The sequence below is a fragment of the Photobacterium sp. AWH4_225 genome, assembly GCF_056158405.1.
The window spans coordinates 1,546,872-1,570,773 of the sequence record NZ_JBSWTF010000004.1; the positions used below are offsets into that span (position 1 = coordinate 1,546,872).

Annotated in this window: 21 protein-coding genes; 15 read left to right on the forward strand and 6 right to left on the reverse strand. The window is 45.6% G+C overall.

Features of this window, described 5'->3' with window-relative positions:
- Positions 1 to 15 precede the first annotated feature (15 nt).
- Positions 16 to 1,005: a LacI family DNA-binding transcriptional regulator gene (locus ACXAD4_RS24185; protein WP_475244588.1), complete on the reverse strand. Its 990-nt coding sequence runs from the start codon at positions 1,003 to 1,005 to the stop codon at positions 16 to 18.
- 393 nt (positions 1,006 to 1,398) lie between these two features.
- Here ACXAD4_RS24185 and ACXAD4_RS24190 point away from each other — a divergent pair, with 393 nt between their 5' ends.
- Positions 1,399 to 2,838 carry a sucrose-specific PTS transporter subunit IIBC gene (locus tag ACXAD4_RS24190; protein WP_475244589.1) on the forward strand — a complete coding sequence of 480 codons (1,440 nt, stop codon included), beginning with the start codon at positions 1,399 to 1,401 and terminating at the stop codon, positions 2,836 to 2,838.
- Positions 2,839 to 2,922: 84 nt separating this feature from the next.
- Here the strand turns inward: ACXAD4_RS24190 and ACXAD4_RS24195 are convergent, their stop codons facing one another.
- Positions 2,923 to 4,131 carry a multidrug effflux MFS transporter gene (locus ACXAD4_RS24195; RefSeq protein ID WP_475244590.1) on the reverse strand — a complete coding sequence of 403 codons (1,209 nt, stop codon included), beginning with the start codon at positions 4,129 to 4,131 and terminating at the stop codon, positions 2,923 to 2,925.
- 90 nt (positions 4,132 to 4,221) lie between these two features.
- Between ACXAD4_RS24195 and ACXAD4_RS24200 the strand changes: the two genes are divergently transcribed.
- On the forward strand, positions 4,222 to 4,713 hold the full coding sequence (locus ACXAD4_RS24200; RefSeq protein ID WP_475244591.1) for a MarR family winged helix-turn-helix transcriptional regulator: 492 nt from the start codon (positions 4,222 to 4,224) through the stop codon (positions 4,711 to 4,713).
- A gap of 71 nt (positions 4,714 to 4,784) precedes the next feature.
- Here the strand turns inward: ACXAD4_RS24200 and ACXAD4_RS24205 are convergent, their stop codons facing one another.
- The gene (locus tag ACXAD4_RS24205) at positions 4,785 to 5,882 is read right to left on the reverse strand and encodes an ROK family protein (protein WP_475244592.1); all 1,098 of its coding nucleotides are present in this window, start codon (positions 5,880 to 5,882) and stop codon (positions 4,785 to 4,787) included.
- 234 nt (positions 5,883 to 6,116) lie between these two features.
- Here ACXAD4_RS24205 and ACXAD4_RS24210 point away from each other — a divergent pair, with 234 nt between their 5' ends.
- The 12 genes from ACXAD4_RS24210 (at position 6,117) to ACXAD4_RS24265 (ending at position 19,118) form a co-directional block, all read left to right on the forward strand.
- Complete coding sequence (locus tag ACXAD4_RS24210) at positions 6,117 to 7,415, forward strand: extracellular solute-binding protein (RefSeq protein WP_475244593.1); 1,299 nt, start codon at positions 6,117 to 6,119, stop codon at positions 7,413 to 7,415.
- Positions 7,416 to 7,457: 42 nt separating this feature from the next.
- Positions 7,458 to 8,339: a carbohydrate ABC transporter permease gene (locus tag ACXAD4_RS24215; protein WP_107297332.1), complete on the forward strand. Its 882-nt coding sequence runs from the start codon at positions 7,458 to 7,460 to the stop codon at positions 8,337 to 8,339.
- A gap of 2 nt (positions 8,340 to 8,341) precedes the next feature.
- A complete protein-coding gene (locus ACXAD4_RS24220; protein ID WP_475244594.1) occupies positions 8,342 to 9,259 on the forward strand; it encodes an ABC transporter permease subunit in 918 nt (305 codons plus the stop codon).
- A gap of 2 nt (positions 9,260 to 9,261) precedes the next feature.
- Positions 9,262 to 10,338 (forward strand): ABC transporter ATP-binding protein, encoded by a 1,077-nt coding sequence (locus ACXAD4_RS24225; protein ID WP_475244595.1) that lies wholly within the window; start codon positions 9,262 to 9,264, stop codon positions 10,336 to 10,338.
- Entirely contained in the window at positions 10,331 to 11,152 is an 822-nt protein-coding gene (locus ACXAD4_RS24230) for an inositol monophosphatase family protein (protein ID WP_475244596.1), read from the forward strand. Before ACXAD4_RS24225 ends, ACXAD4_RS24230 begins: the two co-directional genes overlap by 8 nt.
- Positions 11,153 to 11,170: 18 nt before the next feature.
- Positions 11,171 to 12,826, forward strand: coding sequence for a cellulose binding domain-containing protein (locus ACXAD4_RS24235; protein ID WP_475244597.1), 1,656 nt, complete (start codon positions 11,171 to 11,173; stop codon positions 12,824 to 12,826).
- Between the two features lie 174 nt (positions 12,827 to 13,000).
- Entirely contained in the window at positions 13,001 to 13,498 is a 498-nt protein-coding gene (locus ACXAD4_RS24240; protein ID WP_475244598.1) for a peptidylprolyl isomerase, read from the forward strand.
- A 340-nt stretch (positions 13,499 to 13,838) separates the two neighbouring features.
- The gene (locus ACXAD4_RS24245; RefSeq protein WP_475244599.1) at positions 13,839 to 14,324 is read left to right on the forward strand and encodes an ureidoglycolate lyase; all 486 of its coding nucleotides are present in this window, start codon (positions 13,839 to 13,841) and stop codon (positions 14,322 to 14,324) included.
- A gap of 70 nt (positions 14,325 to 14,394) precedes the next feature.
- The gene (gcl, locus tag ACXAD4_RS24250) at positions 14,395 to 16,134 is read left to right on the forward strand and encodes a glyoxylate carboligase (protein WP_475244600.1); all 1,740 of its coding nucleotides are present in this window, start codon (positions 14,395 to 14,397) and stop codon (positions 16,132 to 16,134) included.
- Positions 16,135 to 16,224: 90 nt separating this feature from the next.
- Positions 16,225 to 17,007, forward strand: coding sequence for a hydroxypyruvate isomerase (gene hyi, locus ACXAD4_RS24255; RefSeq protein WP_475244601.1), 783 nt, complete (start codon positions 16,225 to 16,227; stop codon positions 17,005 to 17,007).
- 17 nt (positions 17,008 to 17,024) lie between these two features.
- Positions 17,025 to 17,912 (forward strand): 2-hydroxy-3-oxopropionate reductase, encoded by an 888-nt coding sequence (locus ACXAD4_RS24260; RefSeq protein WP_475244602.1) that lies wholly within the window; start codon positions 17,025 to 17,027, stop codon positions 17,910 to 17,912.
- Between the two features lie 66 nt (positions 17,913 to 17,978).
- Positions 17,979 to 19,118, forward strand: a complete 1,140-nt coding sequence (locus ACXAD4_RS24265) for a glycerate kinase (protein ID WP_475244603.1) — start codon at positions 17,979 to 17,981, stop codon at positions 19,116 to 19,118.
- A gap of 101 nt (positions 19,119 to 19,219) precedes the next feature.
- On the opposite strand, the gene ACXAD4_RS24270 is transcribed toward ACXAD4_RS24265, so the two are convergent.
- Positions 19,220 to 20,449, reverse strand: coding sequence for a pyridoxal-phosphate-dependent aminotransferase family protein (locus ACXAD4_RS24270; protein ID WP_475244604.1), 1,230 nt, complete (start codon positions 20,447 to 20,449; stop codon positions 19,220 to 19,222).
- Positions 20,450 to 20,865: 416 nt separating this feature from the next.
- Positions 20,866 to 21,654, reverse strand: coding sequence for a (S)-ureidoglycine aminohydrolase (gene allE, locus ACXAD4_RS24275; RefSeq protein ID WP_475244605.1), 789 nt, complete (start codon positions 21,652 to 21,654; stop codon positions 20,866 to 20,868).
- 307 nt (positions 21,655 to 21,961) lie between these two features.
- Between allE and ACXAD4_RS24280 the strand changes: the two genes are divergently transcribed.
- Positions 21,962 to 22,903, forward strand: a complete 942-nt coding sequence (locus ACXAD4_RS24280; protein ID WP_475245631.1) for a carbamate kinase — start codon at positions 21,962 to 21,964, stop codon at positions 22,901 to 22,903.
- On the opposite strand, the gene allS is transcribed toward ACXAD4_RS24280, so the two are convergent.
- Positions 22,892 to 23,818 carry an HTH-type transcriptional activator AllS gene (allS, locus tag ACXAD4_RS24285; RefSeq protein WP_475244606.1) on the reverse strand — a complete coding sequence of 309 codons (927 nt, stop codon included), beginning with the start codon at positions 23,816 to 23,818 and terminating at the stop codon, positions 22,892 to 22,894. The genes ACXAD4_RS24280 and allS overlap by 12 nt on opposite strands.
- Positions 23,819 to 23,902: the final 84 nt, after the last annotated feature.

Below are 23,902 nucleotides of genomic sequence, written 5' to 3' on the forward strand. Positions count from 1 at the left end.
AGTGCGGGAAAGGGGTTAACTACTTTCGCGTTGTACCCAGTCAAAGCCGAGTACCAGCTTGGAGACCTGGCTGCGGCCTTGTTCGATAATTTCCAGCAGCATTTTAGCCGCATTGTTGCCCGCAGGCTCGAAGCCATAGGCAAAAGTAGAAAGACTAGGAGTGACGACTGCGGCCATTTCATCATTACCGACACCGATCACCTTGATGTCTTTCCCGGGCACTAGCCCTGTGGCTGCAATGGCCTGCATGGCACCAATTGCGATGCGGTCGGTAGCACAAAAAACACCGTCAACTTGTTGATTACTAGATAAAATATCAGCCATTTCCTGACGACCGGAAGCGATTGAAAATTGCCCTTGGCTATGGAACTTGGGTTGTTTGGCTGCCAAGTGTTTGAGCGCAGTAGAGAAACCATCGAAGCGCTGCTGGTCAACCGCGATATCATCACTCTGCACCCCGAGAAAGCCGACATGCTTGCAGCCCGCTAGGGTGAGGAGTTCGCCTGCACAGTAGCCAACCCGGTAGTCATCGTGGACAACGCTGGGAATATTGAAGCTGGAGCCGTCCTGGCCGATCAGGACTACCGGCGCCTTGGAGCGCTTGATAGCGGTAACCAGCTCATCATCGATATGAGTGGCAAACATCACGATGCCTTCAACCCGCTTCTGATTGAATAACTCGATATATTGCAGTTCCTTGCCTGCCTGCAAACGGCTGTTGGCGAGCAATACCTGCTTGCCAGCCTGTTCGAAGATTTCGCTTAAACCATCAACGCCTTGTGATGTGGCATTGGAGGCAACGCGAGGAACGATTATTCCTATCAGGTTGGTTTTATTAGATTTTAAGTCTTTTGCTACTTGGTTTACAACGTAGCCGCACTCTTCGATTGCGCGTTTTACTTTGACCTTGGTCGCTTCTTTAACGCCATATTCGTCGTTGATCACCCGGGAAACCGTTGATTTCGATACCCCGGCAAGTCGGGCTACATCGTGTAGGCTTGCCATACATAACTCCTTGGTTACCCACGATCATCCTGCAAACTAGGGATGCTTTGCAATCATTGTGCTTTGGATAAGGCCTTTAGAGTGACTTAGATCACGTTTGAATGTGCTTGATAGCCGCAATCATCGATCCCCCTCACAGTCAGAAAAGCAAAGCTTGACGCCAGCTTACTCGATCGTAAAAACTATTTCGGTAACGTTCCCGAAATCAAGCCAAATTGTTTAGGGCGCAAGTGACAAAGTGAGCAGTCCCAACACCTGCTAAGCCCTATGGCGCACCTTGTGACTTGCCGGGAGCCGCAATGATTTTAATAACATGTACCCATACCAGCAGGCGTGCTGGGGGTGGAATTTAAATTTCTGAGCGTGAAGAGCATTCGCGACGGGGGTAGAAAGATGGACTTTCCGGTAATTGCCAAGCAACTTATTGAAAAGCTTGGTGGAAAAAATAACATAGCAGCAGCGGCACACTGTGCGACACGCTTGCGTTTGGCTTTGCATGATGAAAGCAAAGCCGACTTGAAAGCAATTGACGACATCGAAGGGGTGAAGGGCCAGTTCCAGGTAGCTGGTCAAATCCAGGTGATTTTTGGCTCGGGTATCGTCAACCAGGTCTATGCGGCAATGACTGTAGAGACCGGGCAGACAGAGATGTCGACCAAGGACGTCGCTTCAGCTGGCGCACAAAAGCAGAACGTGGTTCAACGCGCGGTGAAAGGTCTGTCTGATATTTTCGTGCCGATCATTCCAGCGATTGTCGCGGGCGGCCTGTTGATGGGGATCTTTAACCTGCTGACAGCACAAGGCTTGTTTATTGACGGCCAGTCTTTGATCGAAGCCTACCCGGATATGGCTGATCTGGCGTCGATGATCAATACGTTTGCCAACGCTCCATTTGTGTATCTTCCTGTTTTGCTGGCATTCTCGGCATCGAAGAAGTTTGGCGGCAACCCGTTCCTCGGGGCAGCGTTGGGTATGTTGATGGTTCACCCGGATCTGCTGAACGGCTGGGGCTTTGGTGGGGCTAGCGTTAGCGGCAATATCCCGGTGTGGAACATCTTTGGCTTTGAAATCCAGAAAGTAGGCTACCAAGGCTCTGTACTGCCGGTTTTGGTATCCGCTTTCATTCTTGCCAAAGTTGAAAATGGCCTGCGTAAAGTGATCCCATCAGTATTGGACAACTTGTTGACCCCGATGCTGGCGATTTTTATCACTGGGTTCCTGACCTTCACGCTCGTTGGTCCTATCACCCGAGATGCGGGTTTCCTTCTTGGTGATGGCCTTAACTGGCTGTATGAGTCAGCTGGCTTTATCGGTGGCGGCATGTTCGGTTTGGTATATGCGCCGTTTGTTATTACCGGTATGCACCATAGCTTCATCGCGTTTGAGACCCAACTGCTTGCTGATATCGCGGTAACCGGTGGTACCTTCATCTTCCCAATCGCGGCGATGTCCAACGTGGCGCAAGGCGCGGCTTGTCTGGCATTCGGTTTGACGACCAAAGATAAAAAAGCCAAGGGGATTGCGATGCCATCGGGCGTGACAGCCTTGCTGGGTATTACTGAGCCTGCCATGTTCGGTGTGAACCTGAAATACCGCTACCCGTTTATTGCAGCCATCATTGGTGCGGCAATCGCAAGTGCTTTCATTACCTTGTTCAAGGTAAAAGCGACGGCACTGGGTGCGGCAGGCTTGCCGGGTATTATCTCTATCGACCCTAACTCTGTGATGTACTACATCGTAGGCATGGTGATTTCCTTTGGTGTTGCATTCTGCCTGACTATCCTCTTTGGCCTGAAGCAGAAGAAAGCTACGCCGAAAGCAGCTATGGCTTAATCAGAGGCTTAACTTAAGTTATAAGTACCAATAGAAAAGGGGCTGGTATAGCCCCTTTTTCTTTATTGATGATACACACTTTTATTACTGAGAAGCTTGAGCGACCTGATCGACATCCTCTTCATTACAGCTTTCCATCCGTGCACCGATGATCGCCCCGGTTAATGCGATAACAGTTGAGCCGACCATCGCGATGATCATCGGCCACAGTGATGTGCCACCCAGCATTGCCGCCAGCGCACTGACACCCGCACCCACACCATATTGCACCGCCCCCAGTAGAGCTGATGCAACCCCTGCATTTTTACCGTAATAACGCATGAAACAAGCGCTTGAGTTCGCCATGATACCGCCGTTGGCAGCAATGGAAATGACGAAGCCAGGCAAGATATACCACAGTGTTTCTGGTGCAATAATGTGGCTGTAAATCAGCACCATGCCACCAACAAGCTGCAAGCTTAGAAAGACCTTGAGCAAAGTAGATGGCTCATAGGTACGCAGCAGGAAAGTATTGGTTCGGTTGATGATCACAATGCCGATGACATTGGCAATAAATAGCCCCGAAAAGAGCTCGGCCGAAACACCGAAGTGCTCGATATAGGCCAAAGGCGCACTGGTAATAAATGTCATCAGTACTGCATAGCCGAAGGCTTGGGCGACAAGAAACCCCAGCGCCCTGCGCTCCCTGATCACTGATAGATAGCCACCAGACCCTTTTTCTTTTTTAGCCGGTTTAGTCTTTGGCATGACGACCATGGCATTGAGTGCAATCATGGCTGCGAGGAAGCAGAGCAGGTAGAAAATCCAGTGCCAGCTTTGGCTGCGAAGGATCAAGGTACCGACCGTTGGGGCAATGGAAGGGGCCAGCATCATGATCAGCGCGATGAGTGAAAACAAACGGGCGGCTTCTTTGCCTACCGCATTGTCACGAATCGTTGCTGGCACACCGACAACAGCAATACCGCCGCCAAGGGCTTGTACTACCCGCCATGCCCATAGCATTTCCAATGACTCCACACCCGCCATCATGAAACTACCGACAGCAAAGAGCAGCAAACCGGCCACCATGGTTGGCTTACGGCCTAGCTTATCAGATAAAGGCCCGCCGATTAGTTGGCCTGCGGCCATGCCAAGGACATAGATACTGACGGTGACGGCTACCAATGAGGTGTTCACGCCGAGATCGCTGGCGATGATCGGGATTGCAGGCAAGTAGCTATCGATTGCGAAAGGAGAAAGGGCAAAAACGGCGGCAAGCAACAGCAATAGAGAAGTGGGGATGTGTTTATTCATAGAACCTCTTATTTATCTTTCTAGAAAGATAATATCTAGCATTTGTCTTTCCAGCAAGATATATTTAACGGGCTAGGAAGGAGAGAGCAGATGGCAAAACAAGAAACTGTCGCCAACATATTGAAAAACATCGAACAAAACTGGCCGGAGTCGTTTGAGAAATATTCGCCGCCGAAGCTTAGGATCCACCGCCTCCACGATTATTTTCAGCAAGATTTAGAAAAAGTGATCAGTCAACACGCGCTCCAGCACGCTGATTTTGGGGTGTTGACCACCTTGAGAAGAGCCGGCGAGCCGTTCTGTTTATCACCGACTGAGCTCTACAGTTCAATGCTGTTGAGTTCAGGGGGCCTGACGAAAGTACTCACTCGGGTGACTACGGCTGGATTAGTTGAGCGGGTTGATAACCCGGAGGATAAGCGCAGTAAATTGGTTCAGCTTACTGAGGAAGGACGAGTTTTGATTGATGGCATCATTCAGGAGTTACATCTTGTTGATCAACTGCGCCTCAATGTGCTTACCAAGGAAGAGAAACAGCAGTTAAATGGTTTGCTAGCAAAAATGCTGACTGCTTGGGAGTAGTTTATTTTTGGTCTGTGACTTGGGTGATCAAGGTTTACAAGGGCTCCATAGTGGTATGGAGCCGATGTTGGCTAAGAGAATTCCTTGAAGAAAGGGATACTGGCTGCCCCTAGACTAGCGGATAACAGGCCATTGTCTGCAGCGAGTATTTTGGGTTTAGAGTAATTGGGTTTTACTGCAATTATTTTTTCCATATCCATTTCATCAGCAATGTATTGGGCGACTTGCTTTGGAATTAACCCGCCAATAATGATTGCATCGGGTGCCAACAACCACACAACTGGCTCGATAACTTTTTCAAGTTGCGTGGCTGCATGTTTTGCCCATTGTCTCGTTACAGGGTGGCAGGCAATACTCTCTTTAGCTAAGTCTGAAAATGATTGGCAGTCTATGCCATTTTCATCAAGCTTGTTGACCAAATCCAGTGCCGATGGACGTGGCCTGCCATGTGGAAAGAGTGCCCCAATTTCACCAGCATTGTTAACATTACCTCGGTAAAGCCCACCATTTAGGATGCTCGCAGAGCCGACACCATAGCCTAGATGAAGATAAAAGACATTGTCATATTCTCCCCAGTTACCGACATATTGCTCCCCGATAGCACCCGCATTGGCGAGGTTGTCAACAAAAGCCGGTAAGCCAACTTTCTCAGAGAATAGCTGTTCAAGATCTTTTTCACGCCATTGTTGGATTATCTCTGGTGGGTAAAGGTAGCCATTATTTCGGTCAAAATAGCCAGACAATGCCAAACCAACACCATAGACTTTAGATACCGGGATCTTCTTAGCCTTAATCATTGCCTGCGAAACTGATTTTAGTTTTTGTGCTACTTGTTCTGGGGTTGTTATGTCACATTCGATGCTCCTTGAAGCAACGATATGGCCGCAGAAATCAGCCAAAACCACTTGTATCCTGTTTAGCTCCAGTGCTAAGCCGATAGAATACCCACCACAAGGGTTTGCTTGGAGGGGGACAATAGGCTGGCCGCGCCGAGTTGGAACCCTTTCGCCTTCGACAAGAAAACCACTAGAAACCAATTCTTTGCTGATCTTTGTTACTGCACTGGCAGTGAGGCCAGTGATCTGGCTTATCTGCACCCTAGATAGCGATTTATGCTTTTTTATTAGGGAAATTAGATTTTTATGGTTGGTATTTAATCCGTTATCCATGGCTGCTGTTAAATCATCTACAATCCTTTCATATTGCTTTAAACCCCTAGCTCAGTCAAATGTTGATACTTAAGTTGAAAGTTTGAATTTAAAATATAATTAATTATCAATAACTTAATATTTAATTTGAAAAGATAAATTTTTCTTAAATAATTATGAAATATTAAGTTGATTAAATGAATTTAATTGAGCGGCTGACGCTGCATTTTGTATTTTGTAATGGATTTAGAGGGAATGATGGTGACAAAAACTGCTTTATCAAGTTTGGTGCTCTTGGCATGCACAGCAACTGCGCAAGCTTCTGCGAAAACAGAAATTGAGTTTTGGCATGCGTTAGGTGGCAAGAATACTGAAGCGGTTGAACATCTATGTTCAGCGTTTAACGATCAATCAAAGACTGCCCAGGTAGACTGTATCTTCCAAGGGGATTACCAGACAGCGATGCAAAAGGCGGTTGCTTCTGTGCGCTCAAAGACTCACCCGGTTCTAATGCAGTTCAATGATGTTGGTACCACAGATATCATGATGTCGGGAATTTTCAATCCAGTTGAAGAAACTATTACCGATGCTAACTGGAGTTCCTACATCAGTGGCGCAAGAGGCTATTACGAATCGGCTGAAGGTAAAATGATGTCCCAGCCGTGGAATAGTTCAACGCTGGTTATGTATGCCAACAAAAAAGCACTGGCTGAAATAGGTGTAGAGCAAGTCCCTACAACCTATGAAGCCTTGTTACCTATTCTGGAAAAGCTTAAGGAAAGTGGCCATCAGTGCCCTATGGTTACCGATGGTGGTTCATGGCGTATCCTCGAGCAGGTTGCAGCCCGCCACGGTGCTGAAATTGCGACCAATGCCAATGGTTTTGACGGGTTGGATGGTGAGTATGTTGTTAACCAAGGCTTGATAGCCCAGCACTTGAATAACCTGAAAACATGGAACCAAGAAGGTCTGCTCAAGTTAACAGCAGAAACGGTTTCGGGAAACCAGACAGCAGCAATGGCTTCAGGTGAATGTGCGTTAATGGAAAGCTCGTTATCAGCCTACGGTGCGGCGAAGTCAACCTTAGGGGATGACCTTGAGCTAACACTTGCCCCAATGTACGAAGGTCATGAGCGACATAATACCTTTGTTGGTGGTGGTTCAGTGTGGCTGCTTAAAGGTCATGATGCCAAGAAAGATGCGGCCGCCATTGAGTTTCTAAATTTCATTCGTCAACCAGAGCAGCAGCTGACGTTCACTTCAATGACCGGTTACCTGCCAGTAACCAGTGATGGCTATGACTTCATCAAAAAAGCTGGTGTATTGGAGCAGGCTGAATTTGGTTCTATTGCCCCAGGCTTCGAGTCTTTGGATCAGATGAATAACCCGGCATCGAAGGGAATTCGTCTTGGGTTCTACACGCAGTTCCGCAGTATCTTTGAAGAAGAGACCCAGAAGGCCTTTGCTGATCAAATCTCAATGCAGCAAGCGCTGGACAATACCAAGGCTCGCGGTGACCAGTTGCTTCGCCGTTTTGAAAGAACCTACCAGTAGTAATGGAGAGGGGCGCGCAAGGCGCCCCGATACGAAAACCCTATGACCTCTGTCTATAACAAAAAGTGGCTGGCAATGTTTCTCGCCGGTCCCCAGGTTCTCGTTCTATCGCTGTTTTTCTATTTACCGATAATGAAATCCATCGAGTGGTCGACAACCCTGCAGCACCCTTTTGGTGGCCCATCGAAATGGGTGGGTATTGAGAACTATATTATTACCCTTACAGACGCTGAATTTTATCGCAGCCTGATGCTGACGATGAAGTTTATGTTCTTTGGATCGACTTTATCAGTGTTGGTTCCTTTGATATTAGCTTTGGCGGTGCATCGACAGGTACGGATGTCGGGAATGGCGAGGAATTTACTGGTATGGCCCAAGGCTGTTGCCGGCGCATCTATTGGTGTTGTGTTCGCATTTATTTTTAATCCATTTGTGGGTGTATTTTCTTTCGTAAATAGTATTGAGCCTAACCTTTGGAATCCGGGGTTGAACGGTAATGATGCCTTTTGGACGATCATCATCGCCCATGTGTGGGGGGGGATACCGTTTAACTTCATTATTTTCCTCGGAGGCCTAAATGCGATACCCCACAGCCTTAACCAAGCGGCAGCAATGGATGGAGCATCAGGTTTACGGAGGATATGGGATATATATATTCCGCTGCTAACACCGCAATTGTTCCTCAGTTTTGTGCTCGAAGTGACTGACTCTGTGGTATCAGCTTTTGCGTTAGTTGCCAGTATGACTCAAGGGGGCCCCGGAGGGTCAACCAAATTTCTGGTTTACAAAATTTATGAAGACGGTTTTTTAGGGCTGGATTTATCCGGTGCGTCAACTCAGACCGTTATTCTAACTGTATTTGTATTGCTGGTTGCATTCTGTCAGTTCTTATTCCTTGAAAAGAAAGTGAAGTACGCAAGGTAGTTATGATTGAAAATAACAAAAAACTCGACCGTGTTGCGGTAACCATTATTGGTATCGGTTTATTATTTATTCTAATGCCCATTTATTTAATGGTTGTCACGGCGACCCATTCATACGATGACTTTATTCGAAATGGCGTAAGCTATTTCCCCGGCGGTCATTTTATTGAAAATATTAGGTCGGTTGTTAGTGAAACAATCTTGCTCAAGCAGTTGGTCAATAGCATCATCGTGGCAACATTATCAGCAACAGGAAAAGCTTGCTTTGCCTTTTTTTCGGCTTTTGTCATTGTCTACTTTAGGATCCGTTACGGAACATTACTGTTCTTCTTTATCTTGCTTTCGACTATGGTACCGATGGACTTGAGGGTAGTAGCGAGTTATGAAGTTGCCTCAAACGTATTGTCACCGTTCAACTACCTGATGGGCATACTAGGCATTAATAGTTTAATGAGCTTTGCCTTTGGTAAAGAAGTCTATTTAGAATGGAGCCTTTTGGATTCATATTTAGGAATGGCCGCACCTATTTTGGCATCAGGAACGGGTACCTTTTTATTCCGCCAGTTTTTTAAGACCATTCCAAAATCATTGGTTGATGCTGCAACAATGGATGGCGCCGGTCCATTAAGGTTTATGTATGACATTCTGTTACCACTTTCGAAGTCTACATTTATTTCCCTTTATGTATTGATGTTCATGGGAGGTTGGAACCAATATTTGTGGCCGCTCATTGTTAGTTCGAAACCAGAAATGCAGACATCACTTATAGGTTTGGTAAATATGACCATTGTTACTGATGGGGCGATACCCAATTACCCTATGGTCATGGCTGGTGCGATATTGGTTAATATAATCCCCGTATTATTAATTGCCATTATGCAGAAATATATTGTTCAAGGTTTAACTCTTTCGGAAAAATAAAAATGTCAGTAGAACTAAGCCACCATAATGGTGAAGACATTATCCTTAGTAATATAAGCAAAAGCTACGGTAATAGTGACGTTATCGATAAGCTAAATATTACCTTTAAATCAGGTGAATTTAATGTCATTTTAGGCCCGTCAGGGTGCGGTAAATCCACAACGATGAATATGATTGCTGGTCTTGAAGGGGTAACGTCTGGTGAAATTTATATTGGCCAAACGGATATCACTCACCTGGAGCCCAAAGACCGTGGTTGCGCCATGGTATTCCAAAATTATGCCCTCTATCCGCATATGACAGTGTTTGACAACATAGCTTATTCGCTAAAAATCCGTCGGGTGCCAAAGCATGAGATCAAAAAGAGGGTTGAAGCGGTTGCCAAAATGGTTTCTTTAACCGATTACCTAGATAGGCTTCCTTCAGAGCTTTCTGGTGGTCAGCGTCAGCGGGTAGCTATTGGCAGGGCGATTGTGCGAGAGCCTAAGGTCATGCTATTCGATGAGCCGTTATCAAATCTAGATGCCAAGCTCCGCCATGAGATGAGGATGGAACTCACCATGCTGCACAACCGCCTCGGCGCTACGTCTATCTTTGTGACCCATGATCAGGTAGAAGCGATGACTTTGGCTGATAAGATTTTGATCCTCAACCAGGGCAAAGTTGAACAGTTCGATACACCAAAGAATATCTACCAAAAGCCAGCTTCCACTTTTGTTGCAGACTTTATCGGGTCGCCGGCAATGAATTTATTTGCAGTTCACAAAGTCGATGGTTGGTACTTTGATAAAGCGGGAAATGAGGTAACCAAGGGACATGATCTTGAGCGAGCCGTTTTGGGAGTGCGGCCTGAGGATATTGCCATCAACCCTGAGGGCCGGATTAAGGGCAAACTTAAGTATATTGAAGATATGGGGGCATATCAGGTACTGACATTGGATGTTGGGCATGATCAAGATTTCCGAATTAATACGACTCTCGGGCTAGAGCTCAAAGTTGGTGAAAAAGTCAGTTTTGATATATTGGAAGAAAACTGCCACTTATTTCATCCTGATACAGGAAGGAGGATAGGTGAATAATATACAAGCAATTATTGATGACGTGCTTCACGTCATCAAAAAATGTTCAAGGCAAACTATTTTATCTGGTCTTAGCGCGTCTTCAAATGTTGAAAAGAATCAAAAAACATCTGCTAGTGATATTGCAACACAAGATGATAGGGAAATAGAAAAGCAATTAAGGAAATCACTTTTACACATTTTTCCAACAGCTCTCATTATTGGTGAAGAAAGTGTTCATGAGTCACCGGAACTGTTATCCCAAGCTGAAGATGCTAACTTATCTATTATTATCGACCCCATAGATGGTACTTGGCATTACGCTCATGGAAGTAACCTGGTCGGCGTAATGCTCGCTATATTAAAAAATGGTAAATGTATCTTTGGTGTCATTTATGATCCACTTAATGATGAGTATGTTTACGCCGTTGAAGGAGAGGGAGCCTTTGTCAGAACAAAGGACAATGTCACGAAAAGTGTCGTGACTTCAGATAACTCACCCAATATTGGACTATGCTCACCTTTTCATTTTAATGATGCAAAGATAAGAGAAGATATTTCAAATTGGATGAATACCTATGACCGAGTGTTTTCGCTGTCATGCTCAAGCTTTGAATATAAAATGATTCTAAATGGCGGGGCAAGTTTTTATTTAACCCATGAGTCGCCGAAACCTTGGGATCATTTGGCAGGGGTGTTAATAATTAACGAAGCCGGTGGGTATGCAGCAAAAATAGATAATACGGAATATTTATTATCAGATAAGGACAATAATTTACTTGTTTGTTCATCTAAACAAATTTGGCAACAAATAGTGACTCAACTCCCTTTATAATATTTTTAAGGATAAAAAATGAAACTTGTAAACATGCTCGGGATCTCAATGATCTCCGTGAGTTGTTTTATTGGTGCTGTAAACGCTCAAGATATCTCCCGCGATGACATAATGATTATGGCTCACCGTGCCGATTGGCGGGCATTTCCGGAAAACTCATTACCAGCTATTCAATCTGCGTTGGATAAGGGTATTGAAATTATTGAAGTTGATATTCGAATGACTTCTGATGGGGTTATTGTTTTATCCCATGATACCTCAGTTAACCGTACAACGGATGGTAGTGGCTCAATATCATCTATGACGTATGATGATATTTTGCAATTACGCCTGAGAGAATACCTTGGTGGTGAAACCACGGTAACTGATCTCCATATGCCGACATTGCAAGAAGCTCTGGAATTAATTGATGGGCAAGCGATGATCTTCCTTGATAAGGGATGGCCGTTGCGTGAAGAGGCCTATGAATTGGTCAAGTCTATGGATATGCTTGATTACGTTATTTTTGATACCAGCTCGGGGCCTGATGCTGTGGCTGAGTTTGGTAGAAAAGATAATCGCATTCAACAGCTATACCGTGTTAGGGCGAATAATGTTGATGATATCCAGCATTTTGAAGACCTAAACTATGTCCCATATGCGTATTCACTAAATTATAATGATTATCTTGAGCCGCACATCCAACCAGATACTCTTGACCGTATTCAGGCTAATGGTACAAAAGTGATGTACAACACCCTGTGGTACGGGCAGACGCCTGATGCAACCGATGAGGTCAGTCATTTTAACCCTGATGCAGGCTGGGGGCGTCTGATACGTCATATGCGTGCAGATATTATCCAAACCGATAATATCGATGAAATGACATACTGGCTCGATAACAAATCGCTGCCTCATCTCGATAACCAGTCTGTGATTGTGATGGCTGATGAATTTGGAATGGAAGGCTTCGGAGTGTCATATTTTGATTCTGTAGCCAGCCCTTCAAATGGCCCTACCCGCCCAGCTGATGCGATCGAGTTCTGTGATAAAAACGGAACCCACTTGATGTGTTACATCCGCAATGATGAATGGGTAAAGTATGAAGTGACTATCCCTCAGGCAGGTTACTACGATGTTTCAGCGCGTGTTTCATCAAGGCAGCAAAATGCAGGTGCTTTCTTTCTTGAGTTTGGGGAAGGGGCAAGCATTTTGCAGCATAAGGTAATGAACACTAGTACTCATAATGTCATGATGCATGACAATGTGGGTGAAGTTTATCTAGATGCAGGTAAGCAGGAATTTACATTCCGAGTTGATAACAGCGCTTCAAACAATAATTTCTCTGTCCATTATTTCATGTTTGAACCGGTTGATATGTCACTGCCAACTGCAAGCTGTGAGTACCATATTTCAAGCGAATGGGATAACGGCTTTATTGCCAATGTTCGTATTCAAAACCTGGGTCATGAAACCATTTATGGCTGGGAGGTTGATTGGAACTATACGGATGGAGCGAAAGCCGATAGCATTTGGAATGCTAATTTGAGTGGGAACAACCCATACACAGCGAAAGACTTGGAATGGAATGCTCTTATTCGTCCGGGACAAACCGTTGAATTTGGCATCCAAGGTAAGAAACAGCAGGGTACTGCCCACCAAATCCCACATATCAACGGTGATATCTGCGGGTAATTCCTACCGAAGGCTAGCCTGAACTTAAAACAATAAATTGGATATAAGCAAAGCCAGTAGGAGCTGCCCTACTGGCTTTTTTGTTCAATATTAGGTTCGACTTCGTGCTCGGCATTGTGTTGAAAGCTAAGCTTTGTATACTGCCCGCAACGCACATCTAGCTAAGACATTATTATGATTATTTTCACGACAAACTTTGGTGATATCGAGATTGAACTGGATTTCGATAAAGCGCCGGTAAGCTCCAAGAACTTCCTGCAATACTGTAAGGATGGTTTCTACGAGGGCACTATTTTCCACCGTGTGATTGATGGTTTTATGATTCAGGGTGGTGGCCACATTCCAGGTATGAAAGAGAAGCCAACCCGTGACCCGATTGTCAACGAAGCCAATCGTGGCCTAAAAAACAAGGTCGGTACCATTGCCATGGCTCGCACCGATGCGCCGCACTCGGCAACGTCACAGTTTTTCATCAACCTTGAAGATAACGATTTCTTGGATTTTACTGCAACGACTAACCAAGGCTGGGGCTATGCCGTCTTCGGTAAAGTTACTGCGGGTATGATGGTGGTGAATAACATAGGTAAAGCTTTGACTATGACTCGCTTTGGACACGAGGATGTGCCGTTGGATGATATCATCATCGAGAAAGTGACGATCAAAGAGTCATAATCTCATCTCAAGCGTGATGCTAGAAGAAAGCCACCTGACTAGGTGGCTTTTTTGATCAGTATTCTAGCAACTCAGTTAGCCATATATTTTTATTTTTCACTCCTTCGTGCTATTTCCCCTTTTATATTAAAAGTTTTTTAACTGTTAATAATGGTTTGATTAATTAAGTTGTAATAAACATCAAGCGACTAATAAATTTTTTTACCAATCATTTCTGTATTGTTTGAAAAAAATGGTCATAAAAAAAAGTGTGCTCTGGCTCAAATATTTTTGCCTGATTCTCTGTTTTTATTGCCATCAGAGAAGGGATTTTTGGCAATTATATTAGGTGACTTAAATTATGCGAGAATTAACAGTGGAGACTCTCACCAAAGAGGCGTTCGCCCCTTTTGGTGATGTGATTGAAACGGATCAATCCGATTTTTTTTATATTAACAATCGTTCAGGGCAACGCTTTCATGGCCTTGGTGCCATTGACGTATCGGATGAGTCTAAGCCTTTGATTAGTATTGTGCGTGCGGCAGGGTTTGATAATGGCATTTCGTTTGATTTATTGGAAAAGCACCCGAAAGGAAGCCAAGCTTTCTTTCCACTAAAAGGTGAGCGATTTATTGTCATCGTAGCCCAGGGTGATGAAAACATTGATGAATCTTCATTACGCGCATTTATTACGAATGGAAATCAAGGTGTGAATTATCACCGTAATGTTTGGCATTATTTATTATTTGCCAAGAATAAAGAAACGGATTTTTTAACGATAGACCGTGCGGGTGAAGATAACTGTATTGTTAAGAAGTTATCCTCTAATTACACCATCAACTTTTAAATTATTTAAATAGATAAGTCCTATTTAACTAGGGTGGCAAAGTTTACCTATCTTTAGGCGGAGAACAATTATGGCAAGAATGCGAGCAATAGAAGCGGCAGTATTAATTTTAAAAAAAGAAGGTGTGGATACGGCATTTGGTGTTCCTGGTGCCGCTATCAATCCAATGTATGCTGCGCTTAAGAAAATTGGTGGGATTGACCATGTGTTGGCACGGCATGTTGAAGGTGCATCTCATATGGCTGAGGGCTATACCCGTACAGCACCTGGCAACATTGGTTTGTGTATTGGCACATCAGGCCCGGCGGGAACCGATATGATCACTGGTCTGTATTCTGCATCAGCAGACTCGATTCCAATCCTCTGTATTACCGGACAGGCACCTGTTGCGAAACTTCATAAAGAGGACTTTCAAGCGGTTGATATCGAAGCGATAGCCAAGCCCGTTACGAAAATGGCGGTCACGATTCGAGAAGCAGGACAAATCCCTGGCACTTTCCAAAAGGCATTTTACGAAATGCGCTCTGGCCGTCCCGGACCAGTTCTGCTGGATTTACCAATTGATGTGCAGATGACAGAGATTGAGTTTGATATTGACCTCTATGAGCCAATGGCGCCATCAAAAACATCTGCCACTAAGGCTCAGGCCAAGAAAGCGCTGGAAATGCTAAACGAGGCTGACAAACCTGTTTTGGTTGCCGGTGGCGGGATTATTAACGCCGATGCCTCTGATCTTCTGCGTGAGTTTGCCGAGTTGGTCAATGTGCCAGTTATCCAAACCCTGCGCGGATGGGGAACATTATCTGATGAGCACCCATTGATGACAGGCCGAATGGGTTGTCAGGCTAACCATCGTTATGGCAATGCGACGTACCTTGAATCTGACTTTGTATTTGGTATCGGTAACCGCTGGGCGAACCGCCATACGGGGGATCTAAATACCTACACCAAAGGGCGTAAGTTCATTCATATTGATATCGAGCCGACTCAAATTGGCCGCGTTTTCTCGCCAGATCTAGGCATTGCTTCTGACGCGCACGATGCACTGTCGGTATTCATCGAAGTGGCCCAAGAGATGAAAGCCAACGGCGACTTGAAAGATAGAACTGAGTGGGTCGCTAGTTGTGCGGAACGTAAACGTACGATGTTACGCCGTGAGGATTTTGATTGTACCCCAGTTAAGCCACAGCGCATTTACCATGAAATGAATAAAGCTTTTGGTCCTGAGACAAGGTATGTGTCGACTATCGGTTTGGCTCAAATCGCGGCCAATCAGTTCTTGCATGTTCACCAACCAAGGCATTGGATTAATGCTTGCCAGGCCGGCCCGCTAGGCTGGACAATGCCTGCCGCATTGGGTGTCGTAAAAGCGGATCCGTCAAAGCCTGTGGTCGCTATTTCTGGAGATTACGACTTCCAGTTCCTAGTTGAAGAGCTAGCTGTAGGTGCCCAATTTAATCTGCCCTATATCCATGTACTTATCAACAATGCCTACTTGGGTCTTATCCGTCAGGCTCAGCGAGCCTTTGAAATTGATTACTGTGTTCAGCTTTCTTTTGAAAATCAGAATGCACCGGAAGTAAAAGAATACGGTGTTGACCATAAGCGCGTGGTTGAAGGACTTGGCTGTAAGGCGATTCGCGTCGATCAGCCGCAAGATATCGGTCCTGCTTTGGAACAAGCAAAAGAATGGTTGCAGAAATACAAGGTGCCCGTTGTGGTTGAGGTCTTGACTGAGCGTGTCACCAATATTGCGATGGGGCCAGATATCGACAAGGTCGTGGAATTCGAAGAAACCATTGATCTTTAGGCCTTATTGCAAAGAGATATCAACCAATTTCAAATATTTAATTTCAAATTTGCTGCGGCTTTAGTGCCGCAGCATCAAGGAGCATGAATTATGCCTAAACTCGCAGCAAATCTTTCAATGCTTTTTACTGAGCTTGATTTTATGGATCGCTTTCAAGCCGCCTCCGAGGCTGGCTTTCGGGGGGTTGAATACCTTTTCCCTTACGACTTCCCTGCAAATGAGATTGCAGCGAAGTTGGAAGCGACGGGCTTGCAGCAGGTGCTGTTTAACTTACCTGCCGGTGATTGGGCAGCAGGTGAGCGCGGTATTGCGTGCCACCCTGACCGTATTGAAGAGTTTCGTTTTGGTGTTGCCAAAGCGATCGAGTACGCCCAAGTATTGGGCTGTAAACAAGTGAATTGTCTAGTCGGTATCAAGCCGGATCATGTCACCGATGATGATGCTTACCGGGTACTTGTAGATAATTTGCGGTTTGCCAATGAACAGCTAGAAGCAGCAGGCATCGCTTTTGTTATTGAAGCGATCAATACCCGAGATATTCCTGGCTTCTTTGTCTCCAATACTCGGATGGCCCTGGGCCTATTGGAAGATGTCGGCTCTGACAATATTCGCTATCAATATGACATTTACCATATGCAGGTTATGGAAGGTGATATTGCTCGTACGCTGGAAACGAATCTAGACCAAATTGGTCATGTCCAGTTGGCTGACAATCCAGGTCGTCACGAACCAGGTACAGGTGAGCTTAATTACCCATTCTTACTGGCTCACCTCGATAATATTGGTTACGACGGCTGGGTAGGATGCGAATACGTGCCGGCAAATGGTACCCAGGCAGGTTTGGGTTGGCTTAAAGAATTTAATCTAGTTTAAGGAAGGGAGACAATAGGATGAAAAATATCGGATTTATTGGTACGGGGATTATGGGTAAGCCAATGGCAAAAAATCTGCAGGATGCAGGTTATACCTTGTATTTCTCTGAACATTTTGAGCCAGCCCCAGCTGAATTACTGGGAGAAAAAGGGTTTGCTTGTCCAACTCCTGCTGCAGTAGCTGAAGCTGCTGAGGTGATCATTACTATGGTACCGGATACTCCGCAGGTTGAAGATGTGCTGTTTTCAGACATCGGAATCGCGAAAGGGCTGGCTCCCGGTAAAGTTGTCGTGGATATGAGCTCAATCTCACCGATTGCAACGAAGGGGTTTGCCCAGCAAGTGGAAGAACTCGGTGCATGGTATATCGATGCGCCTGTGTCTGGTGGTGAAGTGGGTGCCAAGGCTGGCACGTTATCCATTATGGCTGGTGGCCGTGAAGATATTTTCGAACAGGTCAAGCCACTGCTAGAAGTGATGGGACAGAATATCACGCTGGTTGGGGGGAACGGTGATGGCCAGACATGTAAGGTAGCCAACCAAATCATTGTTGCTTTGAATATTGAAGCGGTCGGTGAAGCTCTGCTATTTGCTTCAAAAGCTGGCGCAAACCCAGCCAAAATCCGTGAGGCTTTAATGGGTGGCTTTGCTTCTTCAAAGATCCTAGAAGTACATGGTGAGCGAATGGTCAAAGGGACGTTTGACCCGGGCTTCCGTATTCAGTTACACCAAAAAGATCTTAATCTTGCGCTTACTGGCGCGCGTGAGCTGCAACTTAACCTGCCCAACACAGCGACCGCGCAGGAGCTGTTTAATACTTGTGCCGCGCTCGATGGAAGTGGGTGGGATCACTCTGCGATGATCAAAGCGCTTGAACACATGAGTAACCACTCTATCCGAGGCTAACCAAATCAGCGGGCACTAAGGTGCCCGTTGTGGTTTTTGCTGATGTGTTTAGAAAGGAGATAAAGGATGAAAATTGTCATTGCCCCTGATTCATTCAAAGAAAGTTTAAGCGCTGCAGAAGTGTGCAGAGCGATACACAAAGGTATTTCTCAGCGTCTACCATCCATTGAGGTGGTATGCGTGCCGATGGCGGATGGCGGTGAAGGCACCTTAGATGCGCTAGTGGACGCAACTAATGGTTATCGCCAAGCGGTGAGGGTAATGGGGCCATTGCCTGACATGCAGGTTGAGGCACAATTTGGCATGTTGGGTGATGGTGAGACAGCCGTTATTGAAATGGCGAGAGCGTCGGGGATAGAGCTGCTAACTCCAGAGCAGCGAGACCCACGTCTGACGACGAGTTACGGGACGGGCCAATTAATTTCCGCAGCATTAGATGCCGGGGCCAAAAGGTTGATTGTAGCGATTGGCGGCAGTGCGACTAATGATGGCGGAGTGGGGATGATGCAGGCGCTTGGGGTTAGGTTCCTTGATAAGTACCGTTACCCCATTGGCCATGGCGGCGCTCAGTTATCACGAATAGCTGACATTGATATGGAGGCGTTGGATCCTCGTCTCGCAGATGTTGAGGTTGTAGCTGCATGTGATGTTGATAATCCATTGGTTGGTGAACGAGGTGCATCAGCCGTTTTTGGGCCTCAAAAAGGAGCCTCCCCCGACGTCGTGGCGCAACTGGATTTGGCATTGGCAAAGTATGCGGGTTGTATTGATGAAAAGCTTGGGTGCCAGGTGGTTAATGTTGCCGGTGCTGGTGCTGCTGGCGGGATGGGAGCCGCTTTGTTGGCGTTCATGCAAGCTGAGCTGAAACCCGGCATCGAGATTGTTTCGGAAACCGTGTCACTCTCAGAAAAGCTGCAAGGAGCCGACTGGGTTATTACCGGTGAGGGAAGAGTAGATGGACAAACACTTGGCGGTAAGACACCTGCTGGCGTCGCGAAATTAGCCCACTCGATGGGGATACCGACAATTGCATTGGCTGGTTCAATGGGGGATGGCTGCGATACATTACGCCAAGTTGGTATTGTCGCCTGTTTCTCGATTTTATCTAAACCCTGCTCGTTATCCCAAGCTCTCAGCGAAGGCGCTGAAAATTTAACGTTAACAGCCTTTCAGGTTGCAGGAATGATGGTAAACCAGTCTGATTAACGGAAAGTGCAGAAACGAAATATCGCGACTTAAAGAACAGACAAAGTGCCACCTAAAGGGTGGCACTTTGTGATTTAAACTGACAATAAAGCAAACTGAGCTCAGTAATACTCCATCGCTGTTGCGACAGATGCGCCAAGTTGAATTCGGGCTTTATTTTTAAGCAGTACAGCTTCTAGTGCTGCCAGCGTATGAAGAACGGCTTCTTGGCGGGCGTTATAGCCCATAGTGCCTATACGCCAAATTTTGCCCTGAAGCGGGCCAAATGACGTCCCGATCTCAATACCGAAGCGAGTCAATAATTCATGGCGGACATTTTCACCATCAACCGAATCTGGAATATAGACACCAACGACATTGTTCATCTTGTAGTCTTGATCACCAAATAGCGATAGGCCCATGGCCTGCAGGCCAGCTGCCATGGCATCGCCTGCTTGCTTGTGGCGGGCAATAACATTTGCAGGGCCTTGTTCAAGATAAATCCTGGCACATTCGCGGGCGGCATAGAGCATTGAGGTGGCTTCGGTATGGTGGTTCAGCCTTTCTTCACCCCAGTAGTCAAGGATCATTGGTAAATCGAAATAGTTTGATTGGATCATCGTCTCGTCACCGTCTATATGGTGTTGGGCTCTGATCCCTTTCTCAATATGCTTGCGGCGATTAATCTGTTCAACAAACTTCGGGCTTAGGGTGAGCGGTGCGCTCCCGGATGGGCCGCCCAAGCACTTCTGGAGACCGACGGAAACTGCGTCAAGGTGCCAGTCATCGACGAACAGGTCATTACCGGCAACCGACGCTGTCGCGTCACAATAGAAAAGTACATCGTGGCGCTGACAAATTTCGCCGATTTCGGCCAAAGGCTGGTTCATTGTTGTTGATGTATCGCCCTGTACAGTTGCCAATAACTTTGGTTTATCACGCTTGATTGCATCTTCAACTTGCTGAGGATCACAGACCTTGCCCCACTCAACATCAATGGTGGTGATCTCGGCGCCAGTACGCTGGGCTATCTCGCATAATAAATGGCCAAATCGGCCGATGACTGGAATTAATACCTTGTCACCAGGTTGAAGAATGGAAACCAAGACGGCTTCGATGCCAGCCCTTGCAGTCCCGTCAATAAGAAGCGTTTCTTGGTTTCGAGTGTGAAAAACTTGGCGGTAGAGCTGTTGGGTTTGACGCATGTATTCCGTCATTGCCGGATCATATTGACCGATCAACTGACTGGATAAAGCCTGATGAACACGCGGATAGGCGTTGATCGGGCCCGGCCCCATCAGCAAACGCTGTGGTGGGTTTAGGGTTTCAAAAAGTTCATTGTTAATCGTCATTGATTGTGGGCTCCTTGATCTTATTTTTCCGGCTTTCGATGCAACAGATGGATACTAGTTTCAGTCACATGTTGGCGGCACTTAACCAGAGAATATAGGGAATGAGGTGGTGGGAACATTGATATATGTGGAAATCTGGTTCTTTTATAAAAACTTTTGATAATCAAATTATGATTAAAAAAAGGAAGTGCAAGATCGAGCCGGCACTTCCAAAGGCGATATAGAGTATATACCCAAGCTACTTCAAGATGCTGGTTCAGCGAGAATTTATAAGCTTATAGACAAGACATTGTTTTGAGGATCTAGTGGCTCTAAATCAAGAAACAATAACGCGGTATAGAAGCTTAGAAAGCTCGCCCTTCGGGAGGGTATCAGCACCTTGAGGTAACTTGGGTATAATTAGCAGTGATGCAGGATTACAATGAAATATCTCGGTTACAGTCTTTGGAATAAATGTAGCTCAGTGGCTCATCCCTTCCTGTTGCATAACAGGCTTGGGGAACATAGGCCGCCATGAAAAGGTAGTCCCCTTTTTTCACTGGGATCCAGTTGTTGTCTAAGTTATAGACACCTTCACCACTGAGTATATAAGCACCGTGCTCTTGAACATGCGTTTCGATATAGCCATGGCAAGCCCCCGGCTCAAAAGTCAGAACATGGAAGTTCATGTCGAAGCCTAAATCTTTCGGGAGCAAATCTTCTACAATGACATTTTCCATACCTTCGTAATGGATTTTTTCGAGGTTATCTCGGTGGTTAACGATCAACCTTGGTTGATAGCCGTTAACAGGCTGGTACTTTCGTTTGTAGAGGAATGCCTGACTGTCTTCGCCTTGGTTGGCATTTTCCATCAGTAACAGGGCTCCTGGAGGGCAGTAGATATACCCTCCAGCTTTGAGCGTGTGGCGTTGGCCGTCGGCTTCGACACTGACTTGCCCTGAGATAACATAGAAGAAGGTTTCAATTTCTTCACCGCCAAAACCAGAGCGGTTATTGCCGCCATCATAGAGGGTAACAAGATAGTCAACAAAAGTAGCTCCGATTTGCGGAGAAGACAGGATAGTCAAATCGCAATTCTCAAAGCCAGGCAGAACATTTTTAACCAAACCGTCTGGAGGAAGAATTGCAAAATTATTCTTTTTAATTACAGCGCGTGTTGCAAGAAGATCATTTATATATCCAGTATTGTTGTTTAAGTATCCCATCTTATACCTCGAATCAATCACCTAAAAAAATGGGCCCGGAAGGAAGTCGTTGGGCCCTATTACCAGAAGCTGTGTTGGTATAGAAATATTATCGGTTATGAATAATAAAAATGTGATCTTGGTAACTCATCTTTCACTTAAAGGTTTAATTGTATGTTGGGGCGATAATTAAATAAAAATGTTTTATAAAGATGTAATTTATATCCTGGAGCTAGACATGAAATACAGTCGTTAATATTTTAAATATGTGGTCTGGAAATGCTCATTGTATTTAAAAGTCATTATGAAGAATATTAGTAGGTGTATGATGAATAAAAAAAGAATTGTTATAGCTTTAGGTGGCAACGCTATGCTTCGACGTGGTGAGGTGTTATCGGCTGAAAATCAACAGCGCAACATCAATATGGCCGCCAAACTGATTAAGCAACTTGAGCAAGATTGTGATATTGCAATCGTACATGGAAATGGCCCACAAGTTGGTTTATTGGCCCTGCAAAACTCTGCCTACAATGAAGTACCAACCTATCCGCTGGACAACTTAGTGGCGCAAACACAAGGTATGTTGGGTTACATGTTATTGCATGCCTTAACGGAGCAAGGCATGAGCGATGTGTCTTGCTTGTTAACACGTGTTGAAGTGTCAGCCTCTGACCCCGCTTTTTTGGAGCCAACAAAGTACATAGGTCCGGTATATTCGCCACAAGACCAGGCCGATCTGGAAAAGCAATATGGATGGAAAATGAAGCAAGATGGTCAATTTGTTCGCCGAGTTGTTGCTTCGCCAAAACCAGTTCAAGTGCTTGAATCAAATTCAATTATCCGTTTATTGGAACAGGGGCGGACCGTTGTATGTTGTGGAGGTGGTGGTATGCCTGTCGTGCAGCAGGAGGTTGGTTATCTTGGGGTAGAAGCTGTTATTGATAAAGACCTGGTAGCAGCCATGCTCGCAGAGCAAATTGGCGCAGATTATTTGATGATTCTTACCGATGCAGATGCCGTTTATCAAGACTGGGGTACACCGAACCAAAAAGCGCTGAGGGATGTAACTGTTAGCCAGATGCGTCCTTTTGCCGCCCCTGATGGCGCAATGGGGCCAAAAGCCGAGGCTGTGATTCAGTTTGTTGAGCGAACAGGTCAACGCGCTTTTATCGGCGCGCTACAAGACATTGAGCAAATTCTATTGGGTGAAAAGGGGACATGTGTCAGGCCGGCATGCACTGTTGTCCCCGAAGAACCACTAGTGGTGTAGTTGGTCGATATTTTTCAGGAACCCTTGGATTATGGGATCATTATTGTTGAATAGTTCTATAATCCATTGGGTTACCTCACCAGCCGAGTTTTGACGCCAGCCAATCGATAGTGGAGAAGGAGTCCGGCTCCATTGCACCTCTTTTTCAATTAACTCCCCATTTTCAATCATAGGCTTAGCCAAGTTTTTAGGTAAGAAGCCGATCCCCGTTCCGCTCTTGTGACAAGCTACCTTTGTCGATAAATCTGGCACCTTGATTTCCTTTTGATCGCGTAGCAACCAAGCTGTGCGCTTATTTATATGCTGCGATGTGTCTTCAATGTTTATGGCGGGGTGGTGCCTGAGTTGAGATTCTTTGAGTGGCACGTTAAGCGCGGCTAATGGATGGTCGGGGGCCAGAATAAAGCTCCAACTCATCTTTCCAAGTGGCTTTAGCTTTACCGCATTATCAATCGTATCAAGGCCCGGTACACCGATTGCCAGGTGGTAATCATTATTTAAAAGATCATCCCATACCCCCATATATACAGCATTAGAAATGTTGATTTGGGTAAAAGGGAATGCTTCATGCAAGGCAAAAATGAGCTGAGAGACAGCATTTTCATCAAACAGCAAGTTGTTGATTACTATATTGATATGTCGCTCTACACCATCTGCGATTTGGCGTAGCTCATCTGGCATGCTTTCCATCCAATCAAGCCATTTTTGGCATTGGCTTAGTAAGTGCTCACCGGCCTGGGTGAGGTGGACACTGCGTGTGGTTCGAGTGAAAAGTTGAGTATCTACAGCGTCTTCCAATACTTTAATCCGATAGCTGATGGCAGCCGGCGTTTTATGTAACTCTTCAGCAGCCTTAGAAAAATTAGCATACTCTGCTACTTTCATAAAAGATCGGATAGTTTCCTTGTCAAGCATGTGAGCCCTTTAAAGTTGATGAGACTCCATTCATCTTATAAAAGAATATAAGATATTAAAATTGATCTATGTCGATATTCCAAT

Bases quoted from the DNA above. Each gene is read 5' to 3' on its own strand.
- ACXAD4_RS24185 (WP_475244588.1), bottom strand. From the start codon at position 1,005: ATGGCAAGCCTACACGATGTAGCCCGACTTGCCGGGGTATCGAAATCA.
- ACXAD4_RS24190 (WP_475244589.1), top strand. From the start codon at position 1,399: ATGGACTTTCCGGTAATTGCCAAGCAACTTATTGAAAAGCTTGGTGGA.
- ACXAD4_RS24195 (WP_475244590.1), bottom strand. From the start codon at position 4,131: ATGAATAAACACATCCCCACTTCTCTATTGCTGTTGCTTGCCGCCGTT.
- ACXAD4_RS24200 (WP_475244591.1), top strand. From the start codon at position 4,222: ATGGCAAAACAAGAAACTGTCGCCAACATATTGAAAAACATCGAACAA.
- ACXAD4_RS24205 (WP_475244592.1), bottom strand. From the start codon at position 5,882: ATGGATAACGGATTAAATACCAACCATAAAAATCTAATTTCCCTAATA.
- ACXAD4_RS24210 (WP_475244593.1), top strand. From the start codon at position 6,117: ATGATGGTGACAAAAACTGCTTTATCAAGTTTGGTGCTCTTGGCATGC.
- ACXAD4_RS24215 (WP_107297332.1), top strand. From the start codon at position 7,458: ATGACCTCTGTCTATAACAAAAAGTGGCTGGCAATGTTTCTCGCCGGT.
- ACXAD4_RS24220 (WP_475244594.1), top strand. From the start codon at position 8,342: ATGATTGAAAATAACAAAAAACTCGACCGTGTTGCGGTAACCATTATT.
- ACXAD4_RS24225 (WP_475244595.1), top strand. From the start codon at position 9,262: ATGTCAGTAGAACTAAGCCACCATAATGGTGAAGACATTATCCTTAGT.
- ACXAD4_RS24235 (WP_475244597.1), top strand. From the start codon at position 11,171: ATGAAACTTGTAAACATGCTCGGGATCTCAATGATCTCCGTGAGTTGT.
- ACXAD4_RS24240 (WP_475244598.1), top strand. From the start codon at position 13,001: ATGATTATTTTCACGACAAACTTTGGTGATATCGAGATTGAACTGGAT.
- ACXAD4_RS24245 (WP_475244599.1), top strand. From the start codon at position 13,839: ATGCGAGAATTAACAGTGGAGACTCTCACCAAAGAGGCGTTCGCCCCT.
- gcl (WP_475244600.1), top strand. From the start codon at position 14,395: ATGGCAAGAATGCGAGCAATAGAAGCGGCAGTATTAATTTTAAAAAAA.
- hyi (WP_475244601.1), top strand. From the start codon at position 16,225: ATGCCTAAACTCGCAGCAAATCTTTCAATGCTTTTTACTGAGCTTGAT.
- ACXAD4_RS24260 (WP_475244602.1), top strand. From the start codon at position 17,025: ATGAAAAATATCGGATTTATTGGTACGGGGATTATGGGTAAGCCAATG.
- ACXAD4_RS24265 (WP_475244603.1), top strand. From the start codon at position 17,979: ATGAAAATTGTCATTGCCCCTGATTCATTCAAAGAAAGTTTAAGCGCT.
- ACXAD4_RS24270 (WP_475244604.1), bottom strand. From the start codon at position 20,449: ATGACGATTAACAATGAACTTTTTGAAACCCTAAACCCACCACAGCGT.
- allE (WP_475244605.1), bottom strand. From the start codon at position 21,654: ATGGGATACTTAAACAACAATACTGGATATATAAATGATCTTCTTGCA.
- ACXAD4_RS24280 (WP_475245631.1), top strand. From the start codon at position 21,962: ATGAATAAAAAAAGAATTGTTATAGCTTTAGGTGGCAACGCTATGCTT.
- allS (WP_475244606.1), bottom strand. From the start codon at position 23,818: ATGCTTGACAAGGAAACTATCCGATCTTTTATGAAAGTAGCAGAGTAT.